At 34.1% G+C, this 21,159-nt stretch carries 14 protein-coding genes; 2 read left to right on the forward strand and 12 right to left on the reverse strand.

Features of this window, described 5'->3' with window-relative positions:
* Positions 1-7: 7 nt before the first annotated feature.
* A complete protein-coding gene (locus GXM17_RS02665; RefSeq protein WP_163397731.1) occupies positions 8-1,615 on the forward strand; it encodes a RagB/SusD family nutrient uptake outer membrane protein in 1,608 nt (535 codons plus the stop codon).
* Between the two features lie 452 nt (positions 1,616-2,067).
* Here the strand turns inward: GXM17_RS02665 and GXM17_RS02670 are convergent, their stop codons facing one another.
* The 12 genes from GXM17_RS02670 to GXM17_RS02725 all read right to left on the reverse strand — a co-directional run bounded on the left by GXM17_RS02670 (position 2,068) and on the right by GXM17_RS02725 (position 20,026).
* Complete coding sequence (locus GXM17_RS02670) at positions 2,068-2,934, reverse strand: polysaccharide lyase family 7 protein (protein ID WP_163397732.1); 867 nt, start codon at positions 2,932-2,934, stop codon at positions 2,068-2,070.
* A 148-nt stretch (positions 2,935-3,082) separates the two neighbouring features.
* Entirely contained in the window at positions 3,083-3,517 is a 435-nt protein-coding gene (locus GXM17_RS02675; RefSeq protein WP_163397733.1) for an RbsD/FucU domain-containing protein, read from the reverse strand.
* Positions 3,518-3,578: 61 nt separating this feature from the next.
* Positions 3,579-4,349 (reverse strand): SDR family NAD(P)-dependent oxidoreductase, encoded by a 771-nt coding sequence (locus tag GXM17_RS02680; RefSeq protein WP_163397734.1) that lies wholly within the window; start codon positions 4,347-4,349, stop codon positions 3,579-3,581.
* 129 nt (positions 4,350-4,478) lie between these two features.
* Positions 4,479-5,192 (reverse strand): FadR/GntR family transcriptional regulator, encoded by a 714-nt coding sequence (locus GXM17_RS02685; protein ID WP_163397735.1) that lies wholly within the window; start codon positions 5,190-5,192, stop codon positions 4,479-4,481.
* 145 nt (positions 5,193-5,337) lie between these two features.
* Positions 5,338-6,708, reverse strand: a complete 1,371-nt coding sequence (locus GXM17_RS02690) for a RagB/SusD family nutrient uptake outer membrane protein (RefSeq protein ID WP_163397736.1) — start codon at positions 6,706-6,708, stop codon at positions 5,338-5,340.
* Between the two features lie 10 nt (positions 6,709-6,718).
* Positions 6,719-9,931: a SusC/RagA family TonB-linked outer membrane protein gene (locus tag GXM17_RS02695; RefSeq protein WP_163397737.1), complete on the reverse strand. Its 3,213-nt coding sequence runs from the start codon at positions 9,929-9,931 to the stop codon at positions 6,719-6,721.
* A gap of 417 nt (positions 9,932-10,348) precedes the next feature.
* Positions 10,349-11,590 (reverse strand): MFS transporter, encoded by a 1,242-nt coding sequence (locus GXM17_RS02700; RefSeq protein WP_163397738.1) that lies wholly within the window; start codon positions 11,588-11,590, stop codon positions 10,349-10,351.
* A gap of 58 nt (positions 11,591-11,648) precedes the next feature.
* Positions 11,649-13,988: a polysaccharide lyase 6 family protein gene (locus GXM17_RS02705; RefSeq protein ID WP_163397739.1), complete on the reverse strand. Its 2,340-nt coding sequence runs from the start codon at positions 13,986-13,988 to the stop codon at positions 11,649-11,651.
* A 101-nt stretch (positions 13,989-14,089) separates the two neighbouring features.
* Complete coding sequence (gnd, locus tag GXM17_RS02710) at positions 14,090-15,967, reverse strand: decarboxylating NADP(+)-dependent phosphogluconate dehydrogenase (RefSeq protein WP_163397740.1); 1,878 nt, start codon at positions 15,965-15,967, stop codon at positions 14,090-14,092.
* A gap of 31 nt (positions 15,968-15,998) precedes the next feature.
* A complete protein-coding gene (locus GXM17_RS02715; protein WP_244307318.1) occupies positions 15,999-17,012 on the reverse strand; it encodes a polysaccharide lyase family 7 protein in 1,014 nt (337 codons plus the stop codon).
* A 464-nt stretch (positions 17,013-17,476) separates the two neighbouring features.
* Complete coding sequence (locus tag GXM17_RS02720; protein ID WP_163397742.1) at positions 17,477-17,851, reverse strand: cupin domain-containing protein; 375 nt, start codon at positions 17,849-17,851, stop codon at positions 17,477-17,479.
* Between the two features lie 6 nt (positions 17,852-17,857).
* Positions 17,858-20,026 carry a heparinase II/III domain-containing protein gene (locus tag GXM17_RS02725; RefSeq protein WP_244307319.1) on the reverse strand — a complete coding sequence of 723 codons (2,169 nt, stop codon included), beginning with the start codon at positions 20,024-20,026 and terminating at the stop codon, positions 17,858-17,860.
* Between the two features lie 770 nt (positions 20,027-20,796).
* Here GXM17_RS02725 and GXM17_RS02730 point away from each other — a divergent pair.
* Positions 20,797-21,048 carry a helix-turn-helix domain-containing protein gene (locus GXM17_RS02730; protein WP_244307320.1) on the forward strand — a complete coding sequence of 84 codons (252 nt, stop codon included), beginning with the start codon at positions 20,797-20,799 and terminating at the stop codon, positions 21,046-21,048.
* Positions 21,049-21,159: the final 111 nt, after the last annotated feature.

Raw genomic sequence — 21,159 nt, forward strand, 5'->3', positions numbered from 1 at the left:
AAAAATTATGAAAAATATTCTCAATACAAAATTATTACTTTTATTTTCAATTCTAATTATGACCAGCTGTTCTGATTATATAGAACTTGAAAATCAAAATCAAATACCACTAGAAGGTTTTTACAATAGTGAAAGCGAATTAAATTATGCACTGTCAGGATGTTATAGTTCTTTAAGAGCTCCAGTGGCTTTTGAATGGATGCTCTCTGAGATTAGAAGTGATAATACTTTTATGAATCTTACGGCAACTACAAATCCGCAAAACCTGCAGATATACAGTAACGACATTTTTGAAGCACCTGCTTTTGATAATTTTATTGAAAGCTACTGGGGAACAACATACCAAAGTATTAGAAGTATAAATGCTTTATTAGAAGGTCTAAATACGTCTTATAACAGAAATTCAGGTACAATTGAATATGGTGATTTCAAAATTACAATGACAGAAGCCGAAAGAAAAAGAATTGCCGGAGAAGCTTCTTTTATGCGTGCTTATCATTACTTCAATCTTGTTCGATTGTATGGAGGTGTGTTCCTGCTTGACAAAGTTGTCACTTCTGAAGAAGCACTAAAGATTCCAAGATCTGAAGTTAATGATATTTATAAATTCATACTGGCTGACCTGAAAAACGCTTCTGAAAATTGTATATCGGCTAAATATGGTAATACTACTGACGCACAAAAAGCGGTACAAGGTAAGGCGACTGTGTGGGCGGCAAGAGCTTTACTTGCTAAAGTTTACCTGACATTAGGACAAAAATCTGATGCAATACCTCTTTTAACAGATGTGATCAATAATAGTGGACATTCGATTTTAACCGGAACAACAGGGTATTCGAGCGTTTTTTCAAGTACAAACGAAATGAATGCTGAAATGATTTTTGCAATCCGATTCAAATCCGGAGGTCTGGGCTATGGAAGTTCTTTATCAAACTTGTTTTCAACCAATACATCAAGTATAGCTTCCCAGACAAAACTGGCACAACCAGCAGGAACACGTGGAGCATTCAACAATCCAACTGCAGAGTTGTATGATTCTTACCCTGCAAATGATTTAAGAAGAGATTATACGATCAAAGTTTATAAGCCAACTAGTACATCTGCATCCTCTACCTGGACCTATTGGGCAGCAAAACACAATATATTAACTACAGTTGCAAATGACTCTGAGTTAGACTGGCCAGTATTGCGCTTTAGCGACGTATTATTAATGTATTGTGAAGCAGTTGGCGCTAGTAATACAACAACGTTAGGATATTTGAATCAGGTACACACCAGAGCAGGATTAGCCCCTCTAACAACTGCCAGTATTAGCACTACTGCCTTATATGAAAAAGCGGTTGCAGATGAAAGAAGATGGGAATTTGCATTGGAAAATCAAAGATGGTTTGACTTGCTGCGCTTTAATACAACTATGCCAACAATCAATGCCAAAACCGTAATGAGTAATCATTTTGCAACAATGCAGCCTTTTTATTCTCAATACGATGGAGCTTATACAACACAGCAATTGCAAGAAAAAACCAATGATCCTAAGTTCAATTTACTGCCAATTCCGAATGTAGAAATTGTAACTAACACTACATATCCTATTATACAGAATCCAGGATATTAATAAAATATAATTTTTATATTTCATAAATAATTATTCAAAACAAAAACCAATAACGCTTAGTTACTAAGAGTTATTGGTTTTTTTATGTTAGATATTATGGTAAGTTTTAAAATTATTCTAACATATATTGCAAACTGTAAGCAATGATATTATTACCAAGATGTACCGAAGTAAAAATAAAGTGAAAGCCGGACAATTGATCCTCATTACTAAGTATATGAATCACTGAGTATGTGTGTATTTGTAAAGCAAAGCCCTAAATATAAAACACCTTCGTTTTTTGAAAGCTACAGGTCTTTAGTTTTCAATAAATCAGAAAAAAAAGCTTAATAAAAACAATAATTAAAATAAAAAACCTCTCACAAAATAGTAAGAGGTAATTTTCGCTGAGCTAATAACTCTATTAAATTCTAATATTTAAAACTTTTAAAAAATCTATTTGATAATTGTTATTAATGTGATACCTCAAGGCTATACAACTTAACTTTGGCAAATGTATCAGGGCTTTTTGACTGAAAATAATTACCCGCCTTAAAATAATTTTCAAAAACTCCCCATTTTTTTATACTTAAATTGTCGTAAACAAACGATTCCTTATCATTTAAAATAACCTCTAACCTGCCATCAGATACTTTAATCTCCAAAGTAAATTTTGTGTTAAAATCTATTTTTTCTTTGAATATATTTCCTTTATCGTCCATCCAGGCATGATCAGGAAGCAATTCTTTTAAGGTTGCATTGCTGTTTTTAATCACTTTAGTTTTTACCTTAATCTTTCCTTGCTCCCAATAAATTTTTAAGATCGGAGCCGCATTATTATCCTTTTGACCAATTAAATCACGCTGCTCATCAGTTAATCTTCCATGGATTTGAGCAATGATTACCTTACTGAATTTTCCGTCTGGTTCCTTTGAAACATCCTCTATAGCGTAAGTTCCTTTGAAATTTCCGCCCTGGGCAAAAGTCCAGTTTACATTTTTATTCCCAATTCCCATAGTTTCTCTTAATTCGGATCTGGAAAAATGGCTGTTGGCTGTCGATATTCCGGATGGAAATGCGTAAAAAACAATAGATTTATCTTTTGGATCTTCATACATAAATTTATTAACAGCATCATTTGAAGAGAAATCCAATATCTCAGGATAGTTTAAATCAAGTGTTTTTCCTGGCTTATTAGGATCCTCTGCCGGAGTTGTTAAAGACCAATGGGACAGATCGATATCTGCAACATTCTTTTTACTTTTTTCATCCTGGCAATATACACAGGTTACCATCGTTATTGCGATGAATAAAGAGAGATTTGAGATTTTAAAATTCATGATTGTTTAAGTTATAGTTTAATTTTTTTATAAGTGATTTAACTGGTTTTAATATATTAATTTTTGAAGAGATTTATGAAGTATCCCCATAATTAAAATAATTAGAATATTTAAGTATCTATTTCAATTTTCAAGAAAAACCAATTTTCTAAAAATCGCTTTCTTCTGTCATTTTTACTACTCCAACTGTTAGAATTAAATTGGCAAAGCGGCGTTGCTCTCCTGTTTGAATAATTAATGTGGTAGCAGGTTCTCTAATTTTATCGTAGAAAGCCCAGCGTTCCATCTCGTCCCAGGTTACATTACCAAGTAATTTTTTATAAACAAGATGTATTTCTGCGTTTGCTTCAGCAGGCCTTTGCATAACTATTGCTCCCTGGACAGGACAGACTTCAAGTATTCCTTCAAGAACTGTGACGGCATCTAGTAATCCTGGCCGAAAGTTGAGATGCACCATTGTAGAATTTGGACCTGTTACGGCACCAACTGGTAAATTACCGTCTGCTATAACCACTTGGGCAAAATGTCCTGAACGTGCCAATGCTTCCATGATTGTTGGGTGTATTACTGCGGTCTTTAACATGACTGTGTAGGATTCAAAAGTATTATCTTAATTAGTTAAGCGTATTTTATTTGGAAACAAATTACATATTATAGACTCCGCCATTAATGTCGAGTGTAGCCCCAGTAATAAAACCGTCATACTCTGATGCGAGGTACAAAACCGCTCGCGCTACATCATCAGCGTTTCCAGGTCGTTGAATAGGAATTCCGGCAATTGTTGCTGCTGCCGATTCTTTTGTTGTATGCGTGTTGTGAAACGAAGTGCCTAAAATAAGTCCTGGAGCAACTGCATTAACTCTAGTTCCCTGAGGTCCTAACTCTGATGAAAGTGCTCTTGTGAATGTCAAGATAGCACCTTTACTTGTTGAGTAAACCAGTGAACCTGAATGCCCTCCTTTACGCCCCGCTAATGATGCTAAATTAACAATGCTGCTATGTTCTTTTTTGGCTAGAAAGGGAGCTGCAGCACGTGTTACAAACATCATCGATGTCAGGTTAATATCCATTACTTTATGCCAGAAATCAGCCTCCATCTCATTGAGCATTTTTCTTGCAACCATTGAGCCAGCGTTATTTATTAAGATATCTAGACTTCCTAAAGCTTCTACGGTTTTTTCTACCAATAAATTTGCATCGGATTCTTTTGTCAGATCACCACTTATAGTGACAGCTTTTTGTCCTTTTTTATTAGCATATTCCTTTAATTGGTTTGCTGTATCAGCACTAGAAAAGTAATGAATGGCAACATTTGCTCCACTATCAATAAAGTGTTTTGTTATTGCCTCTCCAATTCCTTGTGCGCCTGCGGTAATCAGAATATTTTTTCCAGTTAATTTAGTGTTGTTATTCATATTTTTTATTTTTGATATTTCTCAATAGTAAAATATAGTTTAAAGACAATTTTACATCGTGCTGTGATTATACTTATTATAAAAAATGGTGTTTTTAATTTATTACCATTCTTCTCTTCTACTTTAATGCTATTTACTAATACCGCAATATTCGTATAGTAACTTAAAATGTTGCTTCATTCTTTTTTTGGCTAACTTAGGATCTTGATTTTTTATTGCCTTATAGATTTTCCTATGTTCTTTTATTCTCAATTCATCCAATTGATTGTAATCAACATGATACTTTTTAAAATCAACAATAATTTGAGGTGTAATGGCGATCATAATCTGATTCATAGTAACATTATCACTTGCTTTTGCAATTGCTAAATGAAATAATAAATCTTCCTGGACACCATCTTCACCAGATAATATTTTTTTTTCATGTGCATCCAGGGCGCTTTTAATATTAATTAAATCTTCTTCGGAACGTTTCTTTGCTGCCAATTTAACCGCTTTTAATTCTAATATAATTCTAATCTCAACCAATGATTTAAAGCTTGGCAATCCAAGATTTAAGAGATCTCTGACCATACCGTTCATTGCTATCCTGCCGATATTTGGAATAAATGTTCCGCTTTGTGGAATGGATTTTAAAATTCCATAAGATTCTAATTTTAAAATTGCCACATGAATACTTCTTCTGCTTACGTTAAATTTCTCAGCTAGTTCCCGTTCAGGAGGCAATCTATCACCTGGCTGTAAAAGCTTTTCGTTAATTAAATCATTAATTTGACCAATTATTTTATTAACACGACCCGTGCTTTCTAAGTTTTCGTTTTTCGAAAGAATATCTAAGTTCATGTACTGAATAATAGTATTAAAGTTGGCACTCCAAATATTTTACATAAATAAAAACTACTATAAGTCCTGAATTTAAAAAAGCTAACCGACCCTTCGATTCAGGCCGGTTAGCAATAAAATAATTCACATTTACGACACTACTCTTCTATTTGTATGCCTCATTTTGGGTTATAATGTTATCCGAAGCAGTTATTTCAGAGATTGGAATAGGAAACACATAGTACTTACTATCGATTGTTGCTCCCATTTCTGCACTTACTGTATTTGTTCTTACCAAATCAAACCATCTCTGACCCTCAAAAGCTAATTCTAACCTTCTTTCTTTTAATATCGCAGCTCTTACGGCGGCCTGAGTAGGAGCCGTACTTAAAGATAAAGAAGCTAAACCTGCTCTGGACCTTATATAATCTAATCTGTTCAAAATAGCTACAGAATTCGCTCCACCAGCATTGGTATTCTCATTTAATGCTTCAGCATATAACAAGATAATATCAGCTAATCTCAATTCAATCCAGTCCTGATTAGGACCACTGGATGAAGGATATTTTGGAGAGATGATATTGGCTCCTGAAACCTGAATATTCGTTGTTTTCCTTAAGTCTCCCGGATTTGTATTATAAGCAGTTACTAAACTGGGATCAACAGGTGAGATTGATTTTGTATCTATTCCTAAATACCATGTCCAAAAATTACTTGCAGAAACAGCTGCATATTCGTCTCTTATAGAACTTGAAATCTGAGTTGCAAAAAGGATTTCAGAATTCAAATCATTTGCACTGCCAAAAATACCGGCATAAGTTGTTTTTAAAGCAAATTTTGTTGCGTCACTTGACCCAGGTGATGCCGCAGCATTTACAACAGCAGCCAGTTCAGGTTCGGCCAGGAGAGGGTTACCCATTTGCATATAGACTTTCCCCAGTAAGCCTTGTGCAGCATACTTCGTAGCTCTTCCTATAGTAGATCTTGTCGGACTCAAAACAGCTTTAGCGTCTATTAGATCTGGAATAATTACGTTGTTGTATACATCTGCTGCAGGTTGTCTCGCAAAAGAAGGGTAATCTGATACAATTGGCAAAGCTTTTAAATTTACACTTACGTCTCCAAAAACGCGCACTAATTTAAAATAAGATAAAGCCCTTAAAAATTTAGCCTCACCAACTTGTGTAGCATTTTTTGAATTTAAAATAACGTTGTTTGCACTCAGAATAGACTTATACATTGCCGCATAAAAAGGACGAAAAAACTGCTCATTCATCTGAGTGAGATTATTTCCAGAAAAAATATCAAATTCCGTATAGGGTGGTTCAATCATTTTTGCATTATCTGCCCTGAAATCACCCATCACTGCCATTGGTGTAACTGAAGCGAGCTGGTAGAAATAGGCTGCATTTAATACTCCTGTAAAATCTGTCAATGAATCTGAATTAGCAATATTTGGAGGCGTTTGATCCAAATCAGTTTCACAGGCTGATGTTCCCAGCATTAATCCTAATAATAATATATATACTCTTTTCATTTTTAAGTCTTTAGAAATTAATATTTAAACCTAGTGTAAAGCTTCTGGCAATTGGAGTTGCACCATTTTGTACCCCATATGTTGTAGGCCCACCATAACCAGCCTGTGTCGTATCAACACCCTCTGGATTAAATGAAGTATAATCTTTGCCCCAGAAATACAATAGATTTGTAGCTGCTATATAAAGCCTAGTAGAGCTTATTCCTGCTTTATTCAATAATTCTGGTTTAAAAGAATATCCTAATGTAATATTTCTCAACGCTACAAAAGAAGCATCCTGAATCTGTGCGTCAAGCTGACTATTCGATGTCAAATAAGGTAATCCGTTAGCATCTGCTTTAGCATCATTATTCGCATCAAAACCAGGCGTAAATGCCCTGCCAAACTCTGAATTCCAATAAATTGGATCCACATTCCAAACTTCTCCTCCCTGCGATCCTTGCAACTGGAATGAAAAATCAAAATCTTTATAATTCATTGAACTATTCAATCCCCAGTAAAAGTCAGGTGTATTATTTCCTATTTTAACCAAATCCCCTCCTTGCTCAACTGTACGATTCTTATCAATTACTCCATAGCCAGGTTCACCTGGAGATTGCTGGTCTTTAACATAATAGGCAGAACTATTAATGCCAATTGCCTGAGTTGGATCCTTGATAAATTTATCTTCAACCGCTGAAATTGTTTCTACACCCCACATTTCCCCTATCTGACCACCGACATAATTTCTAAAATAAGGACCTCTGCCACTCACTCCATAAATTGTTGGAGGTATCTCACTAAGTCCGCCTAAATCGGTAATTTTAGTTTTTACAGTTGATAAATTGGCTGCAAGGTTCCAGGAAAAATCCTTACTTTGGATAATGGCTCCTGATAATTCAAATTCTAATCCGGAACTTCTTACGTCTCCTGAATTCAGTTTTGCTGTAGGATTACCTAATATTTCTGATATAGGCTGATTAATTAAGATATCTTTAATATCAGAAGTATAATAATCTACACTCAACCTGTAACGATTGCTTTTAAATCCTAAATCAATACCATAGTTGGTCTCTGTATTGGTCTGCCAGGTAAGATCTGGATTTAAAATATTAGATGGGATAGTATTTCCTGTACCGAATATTGTTGCTCTTGATCCCAAAAGACTCAATGAACTATAAGCCCCTAAATCAGAAGTAGATCCTAAAGAACCTGTACTCAATCTAAATTTCAACAAACTTACTAGTTCTGACTTGAAAAAGGATTCCTTATGTACATTCCAGCCTACAGAAACAGCAGGAAACGTCTGGAATTTTTTATTAGCTCCGAAACGGGAATCACCATCTCTTCTTAAAGATGCAGAGAATAAATAACGATCGTCATAAGCATAATTTAATCTGCCAAAAATACTTTTTCTTACTATAGTTTCATCCCTTTCAGTTACTGTAATATCTGCAGGAGCCAGCAGGTTATAATTAATAATATCCCCAAAAGGCACATTAATACCGGCTGTAGCAAGTCCTTTATAATAAATACTTTGAAACTCAATTCCTGCAACAGCAGATATATTATGCTTACCAATATCTTTAGTATAACTCAAAGTAGTTTCACTTAATACAGAGGACTGTTTTAATAATGTTTTATTTAAATTAGTTTGCGCTGGTCGGGATGAAGGATCATACCCTAAGCCTTTCCAAAAATAATCTTCGGTATCATTAAGGTCAGCACCTAAAACCGTTTTTATGTCTAATCCTTTAATTATGCTGTATTGTAAATAGGTATTTACATTACCAAAATAGATGTTTTGGTAGCGTTTTGTGTTGTCCAGTTTTAACGCAGGTCCATTGTCACCAGTGCCTCCAATACCATTATTTGCTCTTCCATAATGCCAGTCACTCACAGGCATTCCTGGCTGTAAACTATAAATATCTTTGTTAAAATATGTTGCATTTACCTGAGCACCAGAATTAAATGTACTAGCTAAGCCCGGAACACCTGCCGCAGAAAGAGCAGCTCTTTGCTGATCCAATTGCTGTACAAATGCAATAGAAGCTGCTGTATGATAAATAGGTGAAATATTGTAAGCTCTGATAAGGTCTCTCATATCAGTACCTAAGATATCTCTTCTAGATGCAAATCCATTAAAACTTAATCCAGTTTTGAACTTATCGCCTAGTTTAGCATCAATATTCATACGAGCATTAATTTTTTCAAAACCCTGGTTAAGCGCAATACCCTCGGTATTTTGATAACCCAAAGACGCAAAGTATTTCACATCTTCAGTTCCTCCAGTTACACTAAAGTCGTGGTTAATACTTTGACCAGTTTGAAAAAGCCAGTCTTCTATCGATACAACATCCGGCGCATTTTTATAAGCGTCAACTTTATATTGTACATATCTTGGATCCAAATTAGAAACATCATAAGTGCCGTTCGCAATACCCTTTTCTAATTTATTACCCCACTCTCCTGCAGTCATTTGCGCATTTTTGTTATTATATCTATTCGATAAACTCGCATAGGTATTATAACTGAAGCTAGGTTTACCGCTTTTTCCTTTTTTGGTAGTCACTAAAATTACCCCATTTGCTCCCCTTGAACCATAAATGGCAGAAGAAGCAGCGTCTTTTAGCACTTCTAAACTTTCAATATCGTTAGGGTTTATAGTGGCTATACTTCCGGAAATAGGATATCCGTCTACAACAACAAGTGGACTTGCATTTCCGTTTACAGATGCGGACGCTCTAATTTGAATTTTTGGGTCTGCTCCTGGAGATCCATCCTGAGTCTGAATTCTTACACCAGATAACTTTCCAGCTAATGCATCATCAACACGAGTTGATTGTATGGCAGCTATCTCTTCTCCTCCAATCTTAGCAATAGATCCGGTAACTTGGGATTTTTTTCTGGTACCATACCCTACTACTACTACTTCTTCAAGTTTATTAGCATCTTCCTTCAGGACCACCTTAAGCGTTTTTTGATCTGATATTGTAACAGATTGATTTAAGTAACCTATATACGTAATCTGAAGTACATCTCCCTTAGCAACTTTCAATTGAAACTTTCCATCAAAGTCAGTCGAAGTTCCCTGATTACTTTTCCCTATAACAACATTCACACCAGGTATAGGCATATTACTCTCATCCGTTACGGTTCCAGATAATTGATAACCGTCTTGCGCAAACAATGATATATTGAATAGCATTATTAGCATTAAAATTAATTTAGTTTTTAAATTCATCGATAAAATGGTTTAGTTAAATAGTTGATAATTTTTTTAGTATAATTTCTACTCTGTCTAAAAGCATTTTGAAAAGCTTTACTATGTTTGGTACAGGTCAGTCAAAAACTTCACTCTAATCATTTTTTTTGGAGTAACAAATATTGTTTTTTTATGGCTTGATTCATTTTGTCAGATTAAAATTTAAATATCAAAATTGGAACACCAATCTGGTTTACCAAAAGTATGATAAAATAATCTTTAAAAAAAAACATTATTCATTTTTTTTTCAATAAAAAAAAATAAATTATATTTTTTATTTAAATATAGCTCATCATCATTCAAAACTTGGGATATATCTTATATTATATAAAATTATCTGTATAAAACCAATTTTGGATATTTGAAGGATATTCATTGGAATGAATTAAAAAGTAATTAATTTTTTTCGACATAATCAGACACTTTAGGCCGAAGGAAAAGAAGTTGAACCACAAGCGCTACAAATACAGCACCAGCCATAATTCCAAAGTCTTGCCCAAGATGGCCCTCATCTGCCGATTTACCTAATAAATCAGTTATAAAAGCACCTGCTAAAATCCCTGTTAAATTCATAAAACCAAAAGCAGTTGCCCGGTGTTTTGGGGCAACAAACTGGCAAAGAATAGGCATATTATTTACATCAAACATTCCAAAACCAAAACCAAAACAACAGGCTGCCACTATTATATGGGCAAGCGAATGACCAAAGCCTAGTAATAATAAGGCAGGAATTGTAAGGGCTAGACCTAAGGAAGAAGTGTAAATTCGGCCTCGAAGATGTTTTCGTGCCCACCGATCTGAAACAATCCCTCCAATTATCACCCCAAATAGTGACGAAACTGCTGTAGTAATAGTCGAAAGCGGACCTGCTTGAGCCATATCTATATTTAGCGTACTGGCAAAAAGTGTTGGCAGCCAATTTTTTGTTCCCCAACCCGGCAAGAAAGGAACAGCAAAATAAAACAAGATTATCCAATAGGAAATATTACTAAACAACACACTAAAGACCTTAAAAAAAGGTACTTTATTTTCAATTATATTGTTTTTTAACAGCTCAGCTTTAGAACTTTTAAATTCTTTTAAAAAAACAACCAGCACAAATGAATAAACAACTCCTATCGAACCAAACAACTGAAATGTTATTTTCCAGTTCCAATGATCAGCTATTGTTGCTCCAAAACCACCTAATGCCTGCCCCATAAACAATCCTGTGAGATGTATCCCAATAGCAAGTGATCTTGTTTTATTGGAATGAAAATCGGCTATTAAAGAAAGTGCAGCGGGAATATACATCGCTTCACTAACTCCCATTATCGCCCTAAGCCAGTATAATTGTTGAAAAGTTTCAGCATAACCCATCGTAATAGTTACAGAAGACCATACAAAAAGACTAATGATAATGAGCCACTTTCTATTTAGTCTGTCCGCTATAAGACCTGAAACGGGACTCATAAAGGCATAAATCCACATGAAAACCGCCATTAGTCTTCCAAAATTTTCTGCTGATTCTAACTCTACAAAATCAACCATCATGGCCGGTTTCATTGTCGCAAGCATTTGCCTGTCCATATAATTTAGTAATGCAACTACCCAAAGCAAAGCAACCAGGACCCAGGGATAAATTTTAGAATTTTTCATATACTATATTGTTAACCCGTTGGGTATAATTATTCTATTTAATACTTATTTGTAATTTTTAATGCAGTATTCCTAAATCCAGTTTATCAGTTCCTTTGCGTTTTAGGGGTGAGTCCTCTAATAACTTATAGGTTTCTCCATCAAAAAGCGGTTTAAGATCCCAAAGGTTTTGAATATTGTACTTTTCATCACCAGTAACCTTAATTTTATCTGCCTCATAGAAATCATTATTTAGAATATTAACCAGAGGCTCTCCTACTACTAAATGCAAGTTTATTGGTTTGGTTTTATTGAAAATATTGTTTTCAATAGTAATAACCTGAGCGCCATACAATGAGATGGCTGCTTGATATTTATTTCTGCCTCCAAAACCAACATTGTCCAAAACATTATGGTTTATTTCTACAAAAGGGCCAAAAGTGCTTTCGTCTGTTCCACCCCTATATATTCTTAGAGCAGTGCCTTGCAGATCTTTCAGAATATTGTTTTTCATTATGAAATGCTCTACATTATAAGCTCCAATATCATCAGTTTCCGTATCTAATGCGGCAATATGACCTGTAATATTGTTGAATTTTGAATTTTGAATACTAATTGTATCAGCAAATGTTCCCTTAGCTACTCTTAGTACATCAAAGGAGTGATTCACAACCATATTTTCAAAATCACATTTGTCAATAAATAATTTATAATTTTCAATCATCGCATTTTTGCTCGTGCTTATTACTGCATTTGCAGCATAATCCGGTGCGCTTGCTCCATCAAATTTTAAATTTTCTAATGATAGACTTCCTCCATTTTGAATTTCGAAAGCCGTCATTCTTTCAAACAAAATAGTTGCTTTTGCATTTGCTGAAGTTTTAAACGTCAACGGATGTTTTACAGCTACAACTTTTGTCAATAGATAATTACCTCCGGATTCCAGCTCTATGATATCGCCGGGGTTAGAATTTTCAGAAGCCTCAAATAAGGTATTGATACCCGGTTTTGCAACAATTATTTTTCCAGAATTTAAAACAATGGTTTTATCAGCTTTAGAATACCAGGTAGTTCCCGTGTTTTCTTTAGTGGCAATATTGGGACTGATTTCTACTTTATTTTTTATTTTATTAGATATCGGAATTAAAAAACCCTGGTTGTTTTTCACGAGTTTCATGTCTGCTGTTATAAAACCGCTTTTGATTTTTGTTTCTGTATTTTTACTTACAATATTATCTTTAAAGGTAATTCCGCTTATATCATCGTAAACCGTAAAAATGTCTTTCTTCACATCATTGTAAAAAATATTTCCAGACATCTCAGAGTTTTTTGGCGGCATACTTCTTTCAGCATCTTTACCTGCACAGAGCTGAATATAGTCACAGTTAACAAAAGTATTGTTGTTTACTTTGGCATTGATCACAGGCACATAGCGATTTGGTGGTGAATTTGGAACACCATTCATCATTACAAAAGCCCCTCTAAAGCGATATCCCGCTAAACCAAAATGGTAATTATTAATAACGGTTTGTGATTCATTAATTACACGAACACCACCTGTGCCCGCTACACCATTACCAATAAATATGTTGCTATCTGCCAAAGTTTCGTTACCATGGCGAATAGTCAGGGTGCCTGTACACTCAAAAAAAGTATTGTACCTGTATGTGTTCTGACATGATTTATTGGAAATAATTTCATGCTCTCCGTTGCATCTGTCAAAGTAATTAGACTCCACCAATGTCCTGGAATTTTCAGATGCATTATGGCTTGTTCCGATTCGTAAAGTTTCGCCACCATTATTTCCATAAGTAGGACGCGGTCCAAAATAGTTGTGATCTATTTGATGATTATTTTCGATACTTTCTTTGGTATCTAAACCAACAATCATGGTTACTCCTAAATTTTTTTTGCCCACAATGTGGTTGTGATCTATTCTGTTGTTCTTTCCATAAATGGCAACCCAATAATCCTGAAACTGGCGTTCCGGATTATTATAGTTATCTATCACACATTCCGTCATACGACAATTGCTGGCTAATTCCTTTTTATTTTTTCTAAACGAAATCACCTCATTTGATGGGCTAAATCCATTTTTAAAAACTAAGCCTTTTATAATTAAATACTCCCCTGCAATTTGAAGATTAGAAGCCCCCTCTAAAGTTACTTTTCCACGTTCCTCTACCGTTAAGGTTATCGGTTTTTCTTTTGTTCCTTTACCTTCAAAAATAAGTTCAGTATCTTTCCAAATCCCATTAGCCAATACAATAACATCTCCTGGTTTAGCCTCGCCAACCGCTTTCTTAAACTCAGTTCCGTTTTTGACTAAAATATTTGAATCTGTATTGTATTTTGTCCAGGAAGTCATTACAACTAAAATGGCTACTACTTTTAAAAAATAACCAGATAAACTTTTCATTTTATTATTTTTTTTTTGCGACCAGACTGATCCGGTCAAATTAAAATATTTGCTTATTATTCAATGCTTTACATACAAAGCTAAAAGCCTTAAAATTCTTACTACCAGTTCGTATGATAAAATTTCCCGGTAGCATCATCGGTTCGTTGGTAGGTGTGAGCCCCAAAATAATCCCGCTGGGCTTGTATAATATTTGCTGACGAATTTGCTGTTGCATATCCGTTTAAAAAACTAACTGAATCCGTTAAACAAGGCGCTGCTATTTCATTTAAAATACAATTTGCAACTACTTTTTTTATCGATGGTTTTAAGATTTTCAGCTGATCAACGATAGATTTATGTTTTATAATAGTATCTTCTTCTTTTAATATAGAAATTAATTCTACCATAAAATCAGACCTGATAATACAGCCATTAGTCCAAATTCTTGCTATTTCGCTTAAGTTTAAGTGCCATTTATAAGCCTTTCCAGCTTCGGTAATTAATTTAAAACCCTGATAATGATTTACAATTCTGGCAAACTGGTACGCCTCCTGAACTTCTTGAATGCTTAATTCCAGCTTTGAGTCTTCCTTTCTAAAATTAATATTGGCTTCAATTCTTTCTTCTTTATAAAATGAAGTAAAACGTGCAAACAATGCCGTAGCGATTAAGGTGCCTGGCATACCTAATTGTGCAGTAGCAATGGTTGTCCAATTCCCCGTTCCTTTGTTGCCTGCTTTATCCACAATTTTATTGACCAACCAATCTTCGCCCTCTTTTTTTCTAAGAATAGCTATTGTAATTTCTAATAAATAACTGTTACAATACGGTTGCCAGGATTCTAAAATAGCCGCTATCTCATCCGGAGTTTTCTCCATATTTTTTAAAATACTGTACACCTCAGCCAACAATTGCATTTCTACATATTCAATTCCATTGTGAACCATTTTTACAAAATGGCCACTTCCTTCCTCTCCGACATAAGTACAACACGGCAAACCTTTGGCATCGTTGGCTGCAATTTTTTCTAAATAAGGCTGCACCAAATTATATACTTCTTTATTTCCACCTGGCATGATTGAAGGTCCTTTCAATGCTCCTTCTTCACCACCGGAAACCCCTACACCAATAAAGTGGATTTTTTTTGCTTTTAAATATTCGTATCTTTCTTTTGTATGTAAGTAATTGGAATTACCACCGTCAATCAAAACATCTCCTTCTGATAAAAAGGGAATCAAATCTTCGATAACGCTATCGGTAGTCTTGCCTGCATTAACCATTAACATGATTTTTCGAGGCGTTTGCAATGAATTTACAAAGGCTTCAATATCTGAAAATGCTTTTGCCGTAGCCAGTTCTTTATGATTGTTCTTGAAGTTAACCGCTACATCTTCTTCTATCCCAGACACTTCTCTATTAAAAATGGAAATAGTAAATCCTTTTTGAGCCAGGTTCCTGCTTAAGCTCTTTCCCATTACTCCTAATCCAAACAATCCAAATTCTGATTTCATTTCTATATTTGCGGTAATTATAGCTACAATCTCTTCTGGCTTTAAAGTAATATCGATCTCTAAAGCATTTTGTGGCTCCTCTAAAATATCAAACTGTGATTGTAGCAAACTGGAATGCATATAATGATTTTCTCTTTTATTTATCCGTTCTACAATCTGATCAAAACTTCCTGCCAAATGAATCCATTTCACTTGATTTTGTATATCCGTACTTAAAATATCCCTATACGATTGCTTTAAAGCAGAACAAACAATAACACAACTGTTCATTTCTAAATTAGCATTTGCTAACTTATTTAGTGTAACCAACCAGCCGTAACGATCCTCATCATTCAATGCAATACCATTGCTCATTTTATCCACATTGGATTGCGGATGAAAATCATCGCCATCAAAAAAAGGAATTTTCAAACGTTCCGATACTAATTGACCAATAGTACTCTTTCCGCAACCTGAAACTCCCATTATAAAGATTACATTGTACATATTTATATAATATTAATAAACTTTATAGTATTTATTCCTTATTTGGTTCTGTACCCGCACCTATAGTTGCTTCTCTAAACCACACTTCAGCATAACATCCATTTGCATATTGCTTTGCTATATCCCCACCGTACGTTTCAGATCCTGTGCTCCAAACTATGTTATCTTTTGGGGATTTCCCATTGGTTTGATTGTAAGCTCCTTGTTTAAAAAACTGTAGTTCACCAGCATAGGCATTTTGACGTTCTACACCATCACGGCCTATTGGCGCATATAAAGTCAATATTTGTTGTGGAATATCTGAATAGGCTGCAAAATCTGACTTCAATAAGTTTTTGGTAAATTGTACAGTTTTATGACCTTCACTAGTAAAAGTGAGGTACATCATACCTTTGTAAACATTTATTTCATAACTAAACTCTTCACCTAGTTCAATACCATCTTTAGGTTCTTCAGGAAATTCTGTTGTGCTTGGCCCAACTACAGACATATCATTTCCCCATACAGCTGTTGAGTAATCCCATCTTTTAGAATTATCACCATCTGTATTAATTTCATAATTCCAAAAAACAGATCCTTTTTTGTGGCCAGGAAATTTTTTATAAAATATTTTTAAAGGTTCATTTTTATGACCTTCAGCGCTATGAATTTGCCCAACTACTACCGAGTAGGAAGCAGCAACCCTTGCATCACCAGACGTTGAAACATGCATTACTTTTAATGTACCCGTTAATTTACCTCCCGTTTCAGGTACCCAATGCTTTAACTGCCCTAATTCTGTTCTTGTATTGCTGGAATTTGGTGAGGTGACACCTGAATTGGGTGTTTTATATACGACCCAGTTTGTTTTACCATCGGTTGAAACATAAAAGAAATCTTTTTTGTAGTAATTATTTAATTTTTTAATATTTGTTCCATCTCCCAAAAGAATACTCCAGTGGTCCATAAAGGGAATAACATCACTTGGATATATTGTACTTCTATCTTTGCTTACATTTTTTTTCTCCGCACTAAGACAACTATTTAATAGTAATGTAAGGCTCATTATCAAAAGACATTTGAAAGATTTTAAAAAATTCCTATTCATTTTTATCATTATTAAATTAAAAAACATTTTTTTGGTTTTTCACATTGGTAAACCAAATTGGCGCACCAAATATAGCATTATTTATTTATTATTAAAACTTATTTTACACATAATAAAAAAAAAATCATAATTAATTACCTAGTATTTAATTTTAATTCGTTTTTAAAGGATAAACTCTATTGAAATCCATTACACATTTAGTTCTTTAATAGTCATAACACATACTTTTGCACAAATGCCAAAATATTTTCTTAAACATTTACAATAAAAAATCCCCAAATAGCTTCTAACTTTTTTGGGGAATGTCTAAATCCGGGGATTTCTATATATTTTATTTTATACTCTTCAAAATTGCTTAAAGTGTAGTAACGATACTTCCTTTTTTCTAATATAAGTAGGCAAAATTCCAGCCATATATAGCTTTAATCTTTATCGCCGAAATAAGACACTGCACCACCACTCAGGAAGTCCTCTCTTACCGGACTAAAGGTATCAATCAGCATTCCCTCTTCCAGGCAGACTGCGCTGTGCCACAAATTAGGCTGAATATAAACTCCATCACCTGCTTCCACAATTTGCTTTACGCCATCAATTTCAAATTCAAATTTACCTGAAACACAGTAAGTAGCTTGAGTGTGGAAATGTTGATGTGGGGCACCTAATGCACCTTTTTCAAAACTCACTTGCACCATCATGATTTGATTATCATATCCTAAGAATTTTCTTGATACTCCACCACCTAATTTTTCCCACTCCATTTCTTTTGTGATAATAAACTTTTGACTTGATCTTTCCATTTTTTTTTATTTAATAGTTGTTTTATAATATGGTCCTACCCAATTGTAGGTTTTTTTATTGATTTCTAAGCGGTGTTTTTGAGTAGCTTTGTTATTTTTAGTTGCCAAAATAAATAAACTGGTTACACCCGGCTTAGTTTTAATTGCTACGCTAATGTAATTTGCATCTTCATAAACCAGCTCAACCGATTCTATAGTACTATAGGCATTCTTTGCAAATTCTGAAACGGTGCTGTAACTTCCATGTGTTTCAAGAACTGAAACAAAAGTGGCTTTTTGCGCATTCTTTTTTCTGAAAACAATACCCGGATCTCTTCTCAAATTAAAATTAGGATCATTAGCTCCTGTTCTCACGAAATACAATTCATCATTCGGTTTAGTTACAGATGTAAGGGTGTAAAAACTACCTTCGTTCATCCAGGAAACTTTTGCATTAGCTGTATTTAAAACTGCCGAACCTTCTTTCCATAAATGTTGGTAGCCAAAGGATTTACCAAAAGGTTCTAATGTTTTGGACTTTTCATAAGCAAAATTAGCAGACATGATCTGACCAAAATAATAAAAAGGTAAATCGTATTGATTAGCGGTTTTTGAATTCAACTGAATGATGTCTAATAAATACGGTTTTTCAAATCCTTCATCCTGAATCAATGCCATAGTTCTATGAATTGAAGTTCCCGGATAAGCATTATTTTCAGTAGCACTAATAATTTGAACTTTTGGGTTCGTTACATCATACAAGTATTTTTTTGATGAGAATTGATTTCCGGTTTCAAAATCAGCTCCAAAATGAGAAGTTTCATTTTGAATAATCGTATTATGTGCAATAGTTTGTTTCGCCCAGGTTGTATTTTCTTTTAAATAATTCCCTCCACCTTTTTGTTCGATATTTACAAAACGTGCCAAGCCATAGTCTTGCAAAATCTCTTTATTATTTTGATAATAAGAAAATGAAAGTTTATCATAATGCCCGTGACTCAATCCCTGCGAAGCGTATTTCATTACCAGAGTCAATTCGTTTCCATCGGTTTTATTTCTAATAATGGCTACACCACCATCTTTCCCTTCTGGTCCATCAGACAAATCAATTGATTTTTTTTCGAATGGTTTTTGCAGATTATTTTTGACTCCAAGTGCTACCGCCATACCTGAATTGTCCAGTTCAACCCGTCCTTGTTTTTCAGCGATAGATAACAAGGATGGATCTTTTCCTCCGTATAAATATGCAATGTCAACAGCCGAAACCAGTTCTCTTGAATAATATGACATTCCTTTTTGACCATCATTTAAAGGAAAAAATTCTCCATCCGAATTGGTCAAATTCAATAAGGCATATACAGCTTTTATCAAAATTCCGTTTTTATGATCAAAGATTTTTAAATCAGGCCGGACATTTTGAAGCGATTCTGCAAAAACCATAAAAGGATACATTGCATAACGTTGGTAGTAGGGACCTTCTGTATAATAGCCATCAGGAGAAAAAGGTTCGTCAACATTCGCTAAAAAACCCGTTTTCTGTCCCGGTTTTCTAATCAGTCCTCCATCGCTGTCTTTCATTCCTTCCGGCAAACCATCATTTTCCAAACCATTCAATGCCCGATCTACTAATTCATTATCCTGCATCACTAAACCAATCATTCCAACAGCAACATTCCCCCAGGTACTATGATTATGAACTCTATTGAAAAATTGAGGAGAACCTATAGAAATAAAATCAGCAAAGGGTTTAAACAAATCTCTTTCAAGAATTGCTCTGTCCGATGGGGTAATAAAATCATATACACAATCATAAGCCTGGCTTACGTAAACCAACCAGTTAGAATCGTTCAGTGCCTGCCAAAACAATTTTCCTCTGGCATACGAACGAGTTTGTGGATGCAATGGTAGAGTTGGGTATAATTTAGCGTAAGCCATCAACATATCACGCACATACACTGCATATTTTTCTTCTCCAAGAATTTGATATAAAACACCTGCTTTTTGCATGATCAAAAAGTTCTTTTTGTGTCTTTCGTGTGTATAACCACCCGAATAATCTTTAGGAACAGGAACTTCAATACCAACAGTGATTTCAGCATCAACTTCCTTTTTTGCATCAGCAACTGAAGCATCAAAAAGTGGTAATTTCCCTAATTGGGAACGAATTTCGCGAACACCTTCTTTGGTTAAAACCAAACTTGGATGATTTTGAGCAAAAAACTGGGTATAAAACAAAAAAGCAATACAACTAAAAAATAATTGAATCAAACACCTTAATCTTGTTAAATCTACGTTTTTATTTTGGTTGTGAAAAATCATTATATTTCGAATTATTTACATTTAAGACAAACCAAATAATGGTTAACCAATTTGGTTTTCCAAATATATTATTAATTGTATAACTAAGAAAACAAAATGAATATTTTTTACATATTCTAAGAATCATTGTTTGTTTGTAGGCAAATATTAAAGAGGTTTGCAGACATTTTAACTTGCTGAAATAATTTTCTGACGGTGGGCAACAGAATTTTGCTGCGAAAATTTTTCAAATCATTTGTGGCTATCATTATTGCGATGAAAAATGAATGTTTTGATAATCTAAAATTCATAATGGTTTTATCTTTTGTTATTTGTTTAATGTTTTATGAGCGATCTGATATAATGTTATATACCAATTCTACAGTTTTTTTGATTCCGTGACAACTCCTCCCATAAACAGAAGAGTTAATATAAAGCAACCTAGTTTGGAATATAGCTGGCATGGGTTGCAACTGCACTCATGGCTGATTCTAATAAAATTCTCAACTTGGTAATGAATTAGATTTTAGTCTTATTTATTAACAATTAAAAGCCAAACTAACTCCTTTAAGGACAACTAATATATATAGTATTAAAGTATATCTTTAAATGATATTTAATATTAGTATGTTATTAAACCATTTAATTTTGATAAAATATCTATCATAATGAACAAACTTCATGATAAACTAGAGCATTTGGAAAAGCTTATTTTGAGAATCTCTACTACAGCAGAAAATAAAGATGAACTTCTGAATGTTGAAGAAGTATCAAACCTTCTGGATCTATCTGTGGCTACAATCTACAGTAAAGTGTGTAGTAAGGAAATTCCTTTTAACAAGAAAGGAAAACGCATATATTTTTATAAGCAGGAGTTAATGGAATGGATTAAATCAGGTCGGGTAAAAACCTATATATAAATGAAAAACGAAATTAAAAAGGTCAAAACTCTAAATTTAACACTTAGTTTTTTTACCATTTAGTTTTAACCTTCCGAATGCACAATCAGCAATATGGTAATCTTTCAAAGC

The organism is Flavobacterium fluviatile, assembly GCF_010645065.1.
GTDB classification, from domain to species: domain Bacteria; phylum Bacteroidota; class Bacteroidia; order Flavobacteriales; family Flavobacteriaceae; genus Flavobacterium; species Flavobacterium fluviatile.

Excerpts from the sequence above, each read along its gene's own strand:
- GXM17_RS02675 (WP_163397733.1), bottom strand. The coding sequence starts at position 3,517 with ATGTTAAAGACCGCAGTAATACACCCAACAATCATGGAAGCATTGGCA.
- gnd (WP_163397740.1), bottom strand. The coding sequence starts at position 15,967 with ATGTACAATGTAATCTTTATAATGGGAGTTTCAGGTTGCGGAAAGAGT.
- GXM17_RS02720 (WP_163397742.1), bottom strand. The coding sequence starts at position 17,851 with ATGGAAAGATCAAGTCAAAAGTTTATTATCACAAAAGAAATGGAGTGG.
- GXM17_RS02695 (WP_163397737.1), bottom strand. The coding sequence starts at position 9,931 with ATGAATTTAAAAACTAAATTAATTTTAATGCTAATAATGCTATTCAAT.
- GXM17_RS02685 (WP_163397735.1), bottom strand. The coding sequence starts at position 5,192 with ATGAACTTAGATATTCTTTCGAAAAACGAAAACTTAGAAAGCACGGGT.
- GXM17_RS02665 (WP_163397731.1), top strand. The coding sequence starts at position 8 with ATGAAAAATATTCTCAATACAAAATTATTACTTTTATTTTCAATTCTA.
- GXM17_RS02670 (WP_163397732.1), bottom strand. The coding sequence starts at position 2,934 with ATGAATTTTAAAATCTCAAATCTCTCTTTATTCATCGCAATAACGATG.
- GXM17_RS02715 (WP_244307318.1), bottom strand. The coding sequence starts at position 17,012 with ATGAGCCTTACATTACTATTAAATAGTTGTCTTAGTGCGGAGAAAAAA.
- GXM17_RS02730 (WP_244307320.1), top strand. The coding sequence starts at position 20,797 with ATGAACAAACTTCATGATAAACTAGAGCATTTGGAAAAGCTTATTTTG.
- GXM17_RS02690 (WP_163397736.1), bottom strand. The coding sequence starts at position 6,708 with ATGAAAAGAGTATATATATTATTATTAGGATTAATGCTGGGAACATCA.
- GXM17_RS02705 (WP_163397739.1), bottom strand. The coding sequence starts at position 13,988 with ATGAAAAGTTTATCTGGTTATTTTTTAAAAGTAGTAGCCATTTTAGTT.
- GXM17_RS02700 (WP_163397738.1), bottom strand. The coding sequence starts at position 11,590 with ATGAAAAATTCTAAAATTTATCCCTGGGTCCTGGTTGCTTTGCTTTGG.
- GXM17_RS02680 (WP_163397734.1), bottom strand. The coding sequence starts at position 4,349 with ATGAATAACAACACTAAATTAACTGGAAAAAATATTCTGATTACCGCA.